Origin of the sequence: Mesorhizobium sp. M0293 (assembly GCF_040321735.1) — a bacterium.
In the GTDB taxonomy this organism is placed as follows: Bacteria; Pseudomonadota; Alphaproteobacteria; order Rhizobiales; family Rhizobiaceae; genus Mesorhizobium.
Window position 1 is genome coordinate 1 of record NZ_JAMYSA010000085.1, and the last position, 10,525, is coordinate 10,525.

15 protein-coding genes are annotated in these 10,525 nt (G+C 61.7%); 6 read left to right on the top strand and 9 right to left on the bottom strand.

Features of this window, described 5'->3' with window-relative positions:
* Window positions 1-619: LacI family DNA-binding transcriptional regulator (locus tag NKJ06_RS25615; RefSeq protein ID WP_352811044.1), on the bottom strand; the 619-nt coding region annotated here is incomplete at its 3' end.
* Window positions 620-773: 154 nt separating this feature from the next.
* Between NKJ06_RS25615 and NKJ06_RS25620 the strand changes: the two genes are divergently transcribed.
* Window positions 774-917, top strand: a complete 144-nt coding sequence (locus tag NKJ06_RS25620) for a hypothetical protein (protein WP_352811046.1) — start codon at window positions 774-776, stop codon at window positions 915-917.
* A gap of 62 nt (window positions 918-979) precedes the next feature.
* The gene (locus tag NKJ06_RS25625; RefSeq protein ID WP_352811048.1) at window positions 980-1,129 is read left to right on the top strand and encodes a hypothetical protein; all 150 of its coding nucleotides are present in this window, start codon (window positions 980-982) and stop codon (window positions 1,127-1,129) included.
* A 63-nt stretch (window positions 1,130-1,192) separates the two neighbouring features.
* Here NKJ06_RS25625 and NKJ06_RS25630 read toward each other — a convergent pair whose 3' ends face one another.
* Window positions 1,193-1,567 carry a DUF423 domain-containing protein gene (locus NKJ06_RS25630; RefSeq protein ID WP_352811050.1) on the bottom strand — a complete coding sequence of 125 codons (375 nt, stop codon included), beginning with the start codon at window positions 1,565-1,567 and terminating at the stop codon, window positions 1,193-1,195.
* A gap of 41 nt (window positions 1,568-1,608) precedes the next feature.
* Complete coding sequence (locus NKJ06_RS25635; RefSeq protein ID WP_352811052.1) at window positions 1,609-2,868, bottom strand: multidrug efflux MFS transporter; 1,260 nt, start codon at window positions 2,866-2,868, stop codon at window positions 1,609-1,611.
* 171 nt (window positions 2,869-3,039) lie between these two features.
* On the opposite strand from NKJ06_RS25635, the gene NKJ06_RS25640 reads away from it, so the two are divergent.
* Together NKJ06_RS25640 and NKJ06_RS25645 are read left to right on the top strand one after the other, a co-directional pair.
* The gene (locus tag NKJ06_RS25640) at window positions 3,040-3,705 is read left to right on the top strand and encodes a GntR family transcriptional regulator (protein ID WP_352811053.1); all 666 of its coding nucleotides are present in this window, start codon (window positions 3,040-3,042) and stop codon (window positions 3,703-3,705) included.
* Between the two features lie 156 nt (window positions 3,706-3,861).
* Window positions 3,862-4,056: a DUF982 domain-containing protein gene (locus NKJ06_RS25645; protein WP_244497772.1), complete on the top strand. Its 195-nt coding sequence runs from the start codon at window positions 3,862-3,864 to the stop codon at window positions 4,054-4,056.
* 66 nt (window positions 4,057-4,122) lie between these two features.
* Here the strand turns inward: NKJ06_RS25645 and NKJ06_RS25650 are convergent, their stop codons facing one another.
* Window positions 4,123-4,275 (bottom strand): hypothetical protein, encoded by a 153-nt coding sequence (locus tag NKJ06_RS25650; protein WP_352635661.1) that lies wholly within the window; start codon window positions 4,273-4,275, stop codon window positions 4,123-4,125.
* Between the two features lie 299 nt (window positions 4,276-4,574).
* Here NKJ06_RS25650 and NKJ06_RS25655 point away from each other — a divergent pair, with 299 nt between their 5' ends.
* Window positions 4,575-5,546, top strand: coding sequence for a glycosyl transferase family 90 (locus NKJ06_RS25655; protein ID WP_352811054.1), 972 nt, complete (start codon window positions 4,575-4,577; stop codon window positions 5,544-5,546).
* A gap of 27 nt (window positions 5,547-5,573) precedes the next feature.
* On the opposite strand, the gene NKJ06_RS25660 is transcribed toward NKJ06_RS25655, so the two are convergent.
* A complete protein-coding gene (locus NKJ06_RS25660) occupies window positions 5,574-6,617 on the bottom strand; it encodes an aldo/keto reductase (RefSeq protein WP_352811055.1) in 1,044 nt (347 codons plus the stop codon).
* A 279-nt stretch (window positions 6,618-6,896) separates the two neighbouring features.
* Here NKJ06_RS25660 and ppk2 point away from each other — a divergent pair, with 279 nt between their 5' ends.
* Window positions 6,897-7,817 carry a polyphosphate kinase 2 gene (ppk2, locus tag NKJ06_RS25665; protein WP_352635667.1) on the top strand — a complete coding sequence of 307 codons (921 nt, stop codon included), beginning with the start codon at window positions 6,897-6,899 and terminating at the stop codon, window positions 7,815-7,817.
* A 190-nt stretch (window positions 7,818-8,007) separates the two neighbouring features.
* On the opposite strand, the gene NKJ06_RS25670 is transcribed toward ppk2, so the two are convergent.
* The 4 genes from NKJ06_RS25670 to hemB form a co-directional block, all read right to left on the bottom strand.
* Window positions 8,008-8,655 carry a dihydrofolate reductase family protein gene (locus NKJ06_RS25670; protein ID WP_352811057.1) on the bottom strand — a complete coding sequence of 216 codons (648 nt, stop codon included), beginning with the start codon at window positions 8,653-8,655 and terminating at the stop codon, window positions 8,008-8,010.
* A gap of 151 nt (window positions 8,656-8,806) precedes the next feature.
* Window positions 8,807-9,115 (bottom strand): HepT-like ribonuclease domain-containing protein, encoded by a 309-nt coding sequence (locus NKJ06_RS25675; RefSeq protein ID WP_352811059.1) that lies wholly within the window; start codon window positions 9,113-9,115, stop codon window positions 8,807-8,809.
* Window positions 9,115-9,411: a nucleotidyltransferase family protein gene (locus NKJ06_RS25680; protein ID WP_352811061.1), complete on the bottom strand. Its 297-nt coding sequence runs from the start codon at window positions 9,409-9,411 to the stop codon at window positions 9,115-9,117. Before NKJ06_RS25680 ends, NKJ06_RS25675 begins: the two co-directional genes overlap by 1 nt.
* A gap of 47 nt (window positions 9,412-9,458) precedes the next feature.
* Entirely contained in the window at window positions 9,459-10,490 is a 1,032-nt protein-coding gene (gene hemB / locus NKJ06_RS25685; RefSeq protein ID WP_352811062.1) for a porphobilinogen synthase, read from the bottom strand.
* Window positions 10,491-10,525: the final 35 nt, after the last annotated feature.

The following is a 10,525-nucleotide window of genomic DNA, read 5'->3' on the forward strand; positions in this document are numbered from 1 at the left end:
GGCCGACGCCGGCGGCCGCGCAGGGCAGGGCCAGCACGGCAAAGCGAAGATGCCCAAGCGCGGTCAGAGGGCGGCCCGCGAGGCCGGCCCCGGCGATGTTGTCCACACCGATCGCCGCGACGGCCTCGTCGTCGTCGTCTGAATCGAGATCGAGCGCCACAAAGGGGAGTTTGCGGTCACGCGCCAGTTCGACCAGTTTTGAACCGCCGTCGACGCAGAAGACGATGAAGCCATCGACAAGCGCACTCTGGATGTTCCAGGCGAGCTGTTCGTTGTTGGCGGCGGAGACCAGCGAGATCCCCGCGCCGGTCGCGTCGCAGGCCTGCGAGATGCTGGCCATCATCACCCGGGCGAAAGGGTCGTCGAAGAAATAGGATAACGGTTCGGCGGTGGCGACACCGATGGCGTTGACCTTGCCGGCGCGCAGCAGCCGGCCCTTGGGGTCGGGTCCGCCATATCCCATTGCCTCGGCTGCCGCCTTGACCCGTTCGCGGACCTCCTCGCGCACGATATCCGGGCGGGCGAACACGTTGGACGCGGTGCCATGCGAGACGCCGGCCGCTTTGGCGATGTCCGCCAGCCGGACCGGTCTTGTCTTTGCAGAGGTCAATGGCGCCATTTTCGTCTCCTGAATTCCCCCATCTAGCACTTTCGTTGGATCGGTTCAAATTTTGGCTTGATCAAGGGCTTGGTGGGGTGTATTGTTTGAATCGATCCAAAGCAGTAATGGTCTCGGAGGTTGGATCGATTCAAGGCAGCAAGGGAGATGTGCCATGCATCCCGTCAGCTTTCTGTTCGAAGATATCTATCGCAACGATTGGAGCATCCGCTCGAATGCCGCGACCATGAAGCGCCGCGGCACGGCCAACCCATGGGTTCGCGAGTTGCGGTTCCTCGTGGAGCGCAAGCGGAGCTGAGCGGCGCCGCTTTTTCGTGGCGGCGGATTGGATCGATTCAAGTTTTGAAAGGAGTGCACATCATGCATCCCGTAAGCTATCTGTTCGAAGACATCTACCGCAACTACTGGGGCATTGCCCCGGCGTCCGAGCGGCCGGAGGCGCGTCGGTTGGCGAGGCTGCGACGCCCAAATCGCGAATTGCTTATCCAGCCCGAGCGCCGGCAGGACTGACTGCTCCGCAAAATGACGTTTGACGGGCGCAGGCTGGTATGTCGGGCAGGGCGCCCAGAGGCGTCAGGAACGCGCGCGCACCAGCGCCGAGGCAGTGATCGCCAGCCAGCCGGCGATGAGCAAGGTGCCGCCGATCGGCGCCGACAGCGGGAACAGCCGTGAGCCGAGGAAGTCGCGGGCCAACAGGTCGCCGCAGAACAACAGAAGCCCAAGCAGCAGGACCAGGCTGCCGATGCGCAGGATCCGGTTCGCGCCAAGCAATCCGGCGGCAAGAAAGACCGGCGCATGCATCAGCAGGAAGGAAGCGGCGGTGCCGGTGAAGGCGCCGCCCAGATGCGCCGCCGCGGCCGACAGCGCCACGCCGGCGGCGCCACAGAGGCCGCCGGCCAGGATGAGGATACGGCCGATGTTGCCGGAAGGTTGCTCGGCCATGCTCATGTCCGTGGCTCCGTGAATATCAGAGGGATACGCCAACCCCGTCAGGGCTTGCCGGCGTCGGCAAGCATGTTCTGCTCGCGGCGCGATTGCGCCAGCCAGTTATACACCGCGCCGCCCGCCATCAATACGGATGTGCCCAGAAACACCGAGCGCATGCCGAAATGGCCACCGGCAAAGCCGCCTAGCAAAGGGCCTGCGACCTGCCCGATATATTGGGCGGAGATCGACAGCCCGAGCACGTTGCCGCCGACGCCATCGGGAACATTGTGACGGATGACGCTGGTGATGCAGGGCAAGAGCCCGCCCAGCGCCAGGCCCATCAGGAAGCGCAGGCCGATGAGTTGCCAGCTCTGCGTGACGAAGGCCTGCGGGACCAGCAGCAGCGCCGAGACGGCAAGCGCGCCGATGACGACGTTCCAGTGACCGATGCGGTCGGCGAGCTTGCCAAGGCGCGAAGCCGACAGGATGGCGCCAAGCGCGGCCGCCGACATGACGACGCCTGAGATCAGCGTCACGCGGCTCTGGTCTTCGATCAACTGCTGCACATAGACGGTGATGATCGGCTCGATCGACATGGTGGCGAAACTCAACAGCATGCCGGTCGCCAGCATGGCGACAACAGGACGCTTGTCCGGTATTTGTGCCCAGCCGCCTTTCGGCTTCTCTCTCGCAGCCGCGTCTGCTGGTTTCGGCCGGGGATTTTCCTTGATCAGAAAGGTGGTCGCCAGGAACGCCAGGAAGATGACGCCGCCTGACAGGAGAAAGGTGGCGCGGATGCCGATCAGTGGCGGCAGGGCGCCGCCAACCAGCGGCCCGACCAGGGCCCCACCCGTGATACCGGCCGACAGCAGGCCCAGTGCCCAGCCGGAACGCTCCTTGGGCGTTTGCATAGCGACGAGGATGGTCGATCCCGAGGAATAGCCGCCGGCAAAACCGATCAGCAGCCGCAGCAGCACCAACTGCCAGACCGTTTGCACCATGCCCGTCAATGACATGCATATGGCCATTCCGAAGCTGGCGCGAACCAGCATCACCTTGCGGCCGTAGCGGTCGCCGAGACGTCCCCAGAGCGGCGCCACCAGCGCCGCCGCGAAGAAGGTCGCGCCGTAGGCGATTCCCGACCACTGCACGATCGCCGCGTGGCCCTCGGCGCCGAGCTGCTCGATATAGAGCGGCAGGAACGGCAGCAGCAGCGTCATGGCGACAAGCGTCGAGAACGAACCGGCAAAACACACGAATAGATTGCGCCGCCAGTGGATGTTGTAGGTGCTGTCGGTCGCTGGGGGCGTATTCTGCGGCATGTCGTATGTCCTGTCCGAGTAATGCCTACCGACACTTGCTGCGGATACCAGCTTGGGATACCAAGATGGTACCCCTCATGGACGCAAGCTTGACCGCTGTCAATGCAACCTCTCAAACGTGATCGTCGTCAAACGGTCCGAAGCCATAACGACCGGAAAACGGGAGCAAAAATGTCGCGGATGCAGAGCGTCGAAAAACAGCTTCGGCAGATGATCCTGGGCCTCGAAATTGGTCCCGGCGAGAAACTGACGGAGCGCTGGATCGAAAGCCGCTTCGGTGCGTCGCGAACCCCGGTCAGGGCAGCACTTCTACGGCTCGAGACCGAGGGCCTGGTCGGCAGGGACGGGCGTGGCTGGACGGTGTCACCCATCAACCTGGCTGAACTCGAGCAGATCGCCGTCTACAGGGAGGCGGTCGAGGTTGCGGCACTTCGCCTGACATGCGGCTTGGCGGACCGGAGCGCCGTCGATGTCATCGAGGCGATGCTCGACTCCTGCGACAACGACACGCCGCGCGAGGAATGGCATCGTGTCGGCATGGATTTTCACATCGAACTGGCGCGTCTGTCGGGCAACGAATTCCTGTTCCGGGCGGTCCGCGATGCCATGACACGCCTGTCGCGGGCGCGCTGGCTGGAGGTTCGCGACGAAGCGGCTCTCAGCCGCGCCTGGGCCGAACATCGCGCCATTCTGGCGGCGGTACGTCTCGGCGATGCCGATAAAGCCGCCCGCCTGCTTTCGACCCACATCGTCGGCAGCCGCGACCGGCTGGTGACGTCGCTGGCCAACGATCGGCGCGGTCTTCGCGCCAGAGGCTTTGCCGTCGTCGCCGCTTAAGGCGTGGTGTAGGGGACGCAAAAAGCGGCGTCTGGACCTATGCGCACTTTCGGCCTCGCTTCACAGACGCCGATGGCGTAAGGAGCGGCGATGGAAAACAACCGATTTGAAACACCTGTGACTGTGAAGTCAGTCGCAGCGGGAAGCACTCAGCTCTTGCGGACGGCGCGTGAGGCTTCCGACTACCTCCTCAACAGCTGGCCTGGCAAGCGCAGCCCCAAGCATCGCGCGGCCCTGCAGGCTTGTCACGACGCGCTGGCCGGCGACAAGCCGGCGATGAACGCCAGGCGCGCCTTCATCGCGGCAGCGCGTGAAGTGGACGTCTTCGTCAGCGACAAGGCGCCGGCCTGACACAAGCCAGCCATCTGGGCGGCGATCCGGATTGAGGCATGGCCCGCATTTGCGGGCCTTTTGCCGTCACTTTGCCTTTTCGGTTTCGCCTTCGGTCTCGTCCTCGGGCTTCGAACGTTCCCTCGCCGCGACCTTGGCTGCCAGCTTCTCGGCCTTCTTGGCCGCTTTCTGGCGGTCGCGTTCCTTGCGTTCCTGATCGTAATTTGGTGGTCGCGCCATATCGGCTCCTTTTTCACTGCTGGACCGGTTCGTCGTTTCACGGAAACGCAGAATCGCTCCATCTCTTTGTTTGACGCAATCCCATAGGGAAAGCGCTATGCGCTTTTCCCGGAATTGCTTTTAGCGGCTCTGACCCTGCCTAGGAGCATTAGCCGTCAAACACAACAGCTGAAGCGATAGTGCCCGGCCGTTGGCGTCTATGATGGTCCGGGGCTTGCAAGATGCGCGGCACAATGGTGTAGGGAGAACCGGGCGCCAACCCATTGGGAACTGCCCGTTTTGTTTTTATCAAGTGACTGATGGCCACAATCGCACGAACGACGGCAAAGGTTTACTACTATGCGCGAAACGTCGCGCGCGATGTCGTGCCGCAGGCGCTGTTTCGCCGGCAGCTGGCCGACCGGCTCAAGAAGGCCAGGCTCTCGGATGAGGCGGTGCGGCGGCGGCTGAATTACTACAACAAGCTGCAGGAAGCGTTTACGCCCAGCCCGGCCGCGGTGCGTATCGACAAGCTGCCTTCCACGCCGACCATGTACTATTACGATCTGAGGGAGTTTGCCCGCTATTTCGACCCGGCATTGCTCGTCGACGTCAAATTCGGCGATGTCATCAAGGTGCCGAAGGTGCCGACGCTCGTCAAGGATCGGCCGATCTGCGCCGATGACAGCAATGCGGTCATCATGAAATTCAACAAGTTTCGGCACTTCCACATGCCGGCCGACGCAACTGCATTCGCTGACAAGCGCCCGGCCGTGGTCTGGCGCGGCGATCTCAACAATCCGAAACGGACAGGATTTATCGACGCTGTGCGTGACCTGCCGTTTTGCGATGCCGGCTCACACAAGCCGAACGCGCCGGCCGAATACGCCAAGCCCTTTCTCAGCGTCAGCCAGCAGCAGCGTTACCGCTACATCGTCTCGATCGAAGGCAACGATGTGGCGACGAACCTCAAATGGATCCTGAATTCGAATTCGCTCTGCCTGATGCCGCCACCGACATACGAGACATGGTTTGCGGAAAAGCAACTCGAGGCCGGTGTCCACTACGTGCCGCTCGATCCGGATTTCGCCGATGTCGCAGACAAGGTGCGCTATTTCGAACGGCACCCGGCCGAGGCGCAACGCATTATCGCCGCGGCCAATGCCTATTGCCGCCAATTCTCCAACGAACAGGACGAGCAGGCGATCTCGCTGCTCGTGATCTACAAATATTTTGTCCTCAGCGGCCAGATCGAGCCTGATCCCGAGGTCTGGCGTTTTATCGACGGCTAGAACGCCGCAGGCTTTGGCGCCCGCTCATCAGATGCCGCTGCGGTCAAGAACCAGATCGGCGGCGCCGAAGCGGTCCTTTGCCGTCAGCTGCTGGTGCCAGTAGGGATAGAGCAAAGGCGGCCGGCTGACCGCGTCGAGGCGACCGCGTTCGTCGCCTGTGAGCACCAGGCTTGCCGCAGCGATGTTGTCCTGGAACTGCGTTTCGGTCCTGCCGCCGATCACCAGCGAACTGACCGCCGGCCGGCCGAGCAGCCAGGCCAGTGCCACCTGCGCTGCCGACACACCGCGCTGCGTGCCGATCTCGACAAGCACGTCGACGATCCGCCAGAGCCGATCCTCGTCGCGGATCGGCGGTTCGGACCAACCGGCGAGCTGGCGGGCGGTGGGGCTGTCGCGCCGGTATTTGCCGGACAGCAATCCGCCGGCAAGTGGGCTCCAGACCATAACGCCCAGCCCCTGGTCGACGGAAATCGGCAGCAATTCATACTCTGCCTCGCGCGCTTCCAGCGTGTAGTGGATCTGCTGAGTGACGAAGCGAGGCTGGTGATGGCTGTCGCTGATGCCGAGCGCCTTCATCACCTGCCAGCCGGAATAGTTGGAACAGCCGACATAGCGGATCTTGCCCTGGGCAACCAGCGTGTCGAGCGCGGCGATGGTTTCCTCCAGCGGCGTCACGCCATCCCATTCGTGCAGGAAATAGATATCGATGACGTCGGTTTTGAGCCTCTTCAGGCTCTTCTCGCATTCGCGGATCAGGTGATGGCGCGACAGGCCTTCATCGTTTGGACCCTTGCCGATCCGCATCCGTGCCTTGGACGCGATCAGCACGTCGCCCTTGCGCTTGCCACCGAGCGCTTCGCCGATGATCTCTTCCGAAATGCCGTTCGAATAGACATTGGCGGTGTCGATGACGTTGATGCCGGCATCGATGCAGAGGTCGATCATCCGGCGCGCTTCGTCGAGATCGGTCTTGCCGACCGCCGAAAACGCGCCGGCGCCGCCGAAAGTCATGGTGCCCATGGTCAGCGTCGAAACTTTCAAGCCGGAACGGCCGAGAGTGCGGTATTCCATATCAGATCCTCGCGATTGCATTGGGAAAGGGGCTGGGGAGGGTGCCCCGAATGTGACTGCTATTTGTAGGACAATTTGAGCGGCTTGTCGCCATGCCACGACGACGGATCGATCATGCCTCACGGGATTCGCAGCGGCGGTGTCATGTTCCAGGCTGCAATAAAACCGTCACTGGCGGGCTATATTGAAGTCGGCTCAGGTGTTGCCGTTCCGGGACGTAAGCCGGGAGTTTCGGGCGCCGGACGTGCATCGACAGAGCTTGCAAGCGGAGCAGCTGAAATGACCGAGCTAAAACAGAATTCTCCTGCCAGGGACTGGCTTGAAGCCGAGCTCGCCGACACGCTCGACGAGGACTATGAGCTCGAAATGTCGGAGCCGGCGCTGTCGATGGAGATCGCCAAGATCTACAAGAATGCGCATCCGCCTTCGATCGATCGTATGCAATATTTTCGCGACCTGATTACCCTGCAGTCCGAATTGATCAAGCTGCAGTCCTGGGTCGCCTACCACAAGAAGAAGCTGGTGGTGATCTTCGAGGGGCGCGATTCGGCCGGCAAGGGCGGCGTCATCAAGCGCATCACCCAGCGGCTCAATCCGCGCATCTGCCGTGTCGTGGCACTGCCGGCGCCGACCGAGCGCGAGAAGTCGCAATGGTATTTCCAGCGTTATGTCCCGCATCTGCCGGCCGGCGGCGAAATCGTGCTGTTCGACCGCTCCTGGTACAACCGCTCGGGCGTCGAACGGGTAATGGGCTTTGCCCAGCCCGATCAGGTCGAAGAATTCTTCCGCGACGTGCCGGAGTTCGAGCGCATGCTGGTCCGCTCGGGCATCACCGTGGTCAAATACTGGTTCTCGATCACCGACGAGGAACAGCAGATGCGCTTCCTGATGCGCATCCACGATCCGATGAAGCAATGGAAACTGTCGCCGATGGACCTGCAGTCGCGGGTGCGCTGGGAGCAGTACACCAAAGCCAAGGAAGAGACCTTCGCCCGCACCAACATCCCGGAGGCGCCCTGGTTCATCGTCGAAGGCAACGACAAGAAGCGAGCGCGGCTGAACTGCATCGGCCATCTGCTCAAGCAGATGCCGTATGAAGAGGTCCCGCACGAGGAGATCACGCTGCCGGAGCGTGTGTTCAATCCCGAATACGAGCGCCAGGTGCTGCCACGCGAACTCTACGTGCCGGAGAAGTATTGAAGATTCTTCCTTCTCCCCGTTCACGGGAAGAAGGTGCCCGAAGGGCGGATGAGGGGCAGTGCCTGCGTTGGCGATTGAGCCCTATTCGCTGCCATTGGCAGCTTGCTTGCTAGTCTCCAAAGGTCGCGCCGCCCCTCATTGCCCTGCCGGGCATTTCTCCCCGTATAGTGACGGGGAGAAAGAGCTGTAACTACTTCCGCTTGATGGTGACGTGCGTGGCGAGCGGCGTCGCAACCTGCTCGCTGCAGACATAGCCGAGCTTGACCATGTCCAGGCCGGCAAAAAGGTTCTCGCCCGTACCGAGCAGCACCGGCGCGATCGCCAGATGCATCTCGTCGATCAGCTTCTCCTGGAGGTATTGCCGGATGGTGGACACGCCGCCGCCGACGCGCACGTCCTTGCCATCAGCCGCTGCCTTTGCCTGTTCAAGCGCCGAATGGATGCCGTCGGTGACGAAATAGAAGGTCGTGCCGCCCTCCATGACGATCGGTTCGCGCTTGTGATGGGTCAATACGAAAACCGGCACATGGTAGGGCGGGTTGTCGCCCCACCAGCCCTTCCAGCTGTCGTCGGGCCATTCGCCGCGGATCGGTCCGAACATGTTGCGGCCGAGGATCCAGGCGCCGACATTTTCGAAACTGCGCGCCGCGAACGCCTCGTTGATATCGGTGGTGCCGCCATCTTGTCCGAGCACCATCTCACGGAAAGTGCGGGTGTCGACAAACCACTTGTGCAAGGATTCCCCACCGACGCCGAGCGGATTTTGCAGATCCTGATCGGGACCGGCGCCATAGCCGTCGAGCGACAGGGTGAAAGCGTTGACACGAAGTTTGGGCATGCGAGCCTCCTCAATAACCAGTTGTATTTTGCAATCAGTTTCTTGTAGCAAACTGATTGCGAATTGCAAGTGGTATTTCTAGGGCGACGATCGGACTGCTCTGAAGACAAGCCAGCGGCCTCGCTGGCGGGAACCTGTCGTTGCTGCCACGCTAGTTACATGGCGGAGAAGAAGCATACGTTCGATAGCAAGACGTACTGGCAGCAGGCTGTCGGTCACCACAGCCCATGTTACCTATCCCACGAACTTGTTTCCATGGAATCTCGGGGGCAAAGGCTGCCAAATCCTCCGGAATGTGCCGGGCAGCTTCGGAAATGATTTCGATCCCGCGCTCGATGCCATGTCGAAGCAGCCAGCCGCTATTGAAGTCATCGAGAGTCTTGCCTGCGGTGGCAGCAGCGATGCCGTCCAAGGCTTCTATGATTTCGGCTAGAATCGGTTCGATCCGGCGCACTGCCATCAGAATATTCGCACGGCAGATCGTTCGATATCGGCCTTCAACATGGGATTGAGGCTGTCGCGGGTGGTGATATCGATCTCCGCTGACATCTTCTCTTCAAGAAATTGCTTGATGCCGACCAGATCGATCAGCGAAAAGCGCCTTGCAGGATCATAATCGATGAAGAGGTCGAGATCGCTGTCGGGGCCTGCGTCGCCTCGCAAAGTCGATCCGAAGAGATAAAGCGAAGTCGCGCCCATGCCTTTGATGGCGTCTGCATTTCTCTGCAACCGCTCTATGACTTCATTCCTGCTCATGAATTCATTCTAGCGGATTGCGTTAAAATTCCAAACGACCTAGCGGCTTATCCCTTCAGCAACTCCGCCACTTCGGGCGCGAAATAGGTCAAAATGCCGTCGCAGCCGGCGCGCTTGAAGGCGAGTAGTGATTCCAGCATCGCCTTCTCGCCGTCGATCCAGCCATTGGCACCCGCTGCCTTGATCATCGAATACTCGCCCGACACCTGGTAGGCGAAAGTCGGCATCTGGAACTCGTCCTTCAGCCTTCGGATGATGTCGAGATAGGGCAGGCCGGGCTTGACCATCAGCATGTCGGCGCCTTCCGCGATGTCCTGTTCGGCCTCGCGCACTGCTTCGTCGGAATTGGCGTGGTCGATATAGTAGGTCTTCTTGTCGCCCTTGAGCAGGCCGGCGGTGCCCACAGCCTCGCGATAGGGGCCGTAGAAGGCCGAGGCGAATTTGGTCGCGTAGGACATGATCGCCACGTCCTGAAAACCGTTGGCGTCGAGCGCGTCGCGGATGGCGCCGATGCGGCCGTCCATCATGTCGGACGGCGCAATGATGTCGGCGCCGGCCGCCGCCTGGATGACGGCCGCGGCGGTCACCTGTTCCACCGTCTCGTCGTTGACGATGATGCCGTCGCGCAGGATGCCGTCATGGCCATGGCTGGTGAACGGGTCGAGCGCGGCGTCGGTGATGATGCCGATCTCCGGCACCGCGTCCTTGATCGCGCGGGTGGCGCGGTTGATGACATTGTCGGGGTCGAGAATGTGCGAGCCGGTCTGGTCGCGCAGCGAGATGTCGACATTGGGGAAGGTGGCGAGTGCGGGAATGCCGAGCTTTGCGGCGCGCTCGGCCTCCTTGACGGCGAGATCGATCGACAGGCGGAAGACGCCCGGCATGGCGGCGATCGGCTCGCGCACTTGTCTGCCGTCGACGACGAAGATCGGCCAGATCAAATCGTCGACCGAGAGCCTGTTCTCCTGCACGAGACGGCGCGACCAGTCGGCCTTGCGCATGCGGCGCAGACGGCGGCTGCCGGTGATGTCGTCGACGCTGCGCGCGCCGGCTGGCTTTGCGGGGGTGAATTTGTTCATCGCCAAAACTCCAGATCGGCGGCTTTTATCACGAG

What these genes read in the sequence shown, in the direction of transcription:
- NKJ06_RS25630 (WP_352811050.1), bottom strand. Translation starts at nt 1,567, where the DNA reads ATGAGCATGGCCGAGCAACCTTCCGGCAACATCGGCCGTATCCTCATC.
- NKJ06_RS25660 (WP_352811055.1), bottom strand. Translation starts at nt 6,617, where the DNA reads ATGGAATACCGCACTCTCGGCCGTTCCGGCTTGAAAGTTTCGACGCTG.
- NKJ06_RS25680 (WP_352811061.1), bottom strand. Translation starts at nt 9,411, where the DNA reads ATGAGCAGGAATGAAGTCATAGAGCGGTTGCAGAGAAATGCAGACGCC.
- ppk2 (WP_352635667.1), top strand. Translation starts at nt 6,897, where the DNA reads ATGACCGAGCTAAAACAGAATTCTCCTGCCAGGGACTGGCTTGAAGCC.
- NKJ06_RS25670 (WP_352811057.1), bottom strand. Translation starts at nt 8,655, where the DNA reads ATGCCCAAACTTCGTGTCAACGCTTTCACCCTGTCGCTCGACGGCTAT.
- NKJ06_RS25675 (WP_352811059.1), bottom strand. Translation starts at nt 9,115, where the DNA reads ATGGCAGTGCGCCGGATCGAACCGATTCTAGCCGAAATCATAGAAGCC.
- NKJ06_RS25635 (WP_352811052.1), bottom strand. Translation starts at nt 2,868, where the DNA reads ATGCCGCAGAATACGCCCCCAGCGACCGACAGCACCTACAACATCCAC.
- NKJ06_RS25640 (WP_352811053.1), top strand. Translation starts at nt 3,040, where the DNA reads ATGTCGCGGATGCAGAGCGTCGAAAAACAGCTTCGGCAGATGATCCTG.
- NKJ06_RS25655 (WP_352811054.1), top strand. Translation starts at nt 4,575, where the DNA reads ATGGCCACAATCGCACGAACGACGGCAAAGGTTTACTACTATGCGCGA.
- NKJ06_RS25620 (WP_352811046.1), top strand. Translation starts at nt 774, where the DNA reads ATGCATCCCGTCAGCTTTCTGTTCGAAGATATCTATCGCAACGATTGG.
- NKJ06_RS25625 (WP_352811048.1), top strand. Translation starts at nt 980, where the DNA reads ATGCATCCCGTAAGCTATCTGTTCGAAGACATCTACCGCAACTACTGG.
- NKJ06_RS25650 (WP_352635661.1), bottom strand. Translation starts at nt 4,275, where the DNA reads ATGGCGCGACCACCAAATTACGATCAGGAACGCAAGGAACGCGACCGC.
- hemB (WP_352811062.1), bottom strand. Translation starts at nt 10,490, where the DNA reads ATGAACAAATTCACCCCCGCAAAGCCAGCCGGCGCGCGCAGCGTCGAC.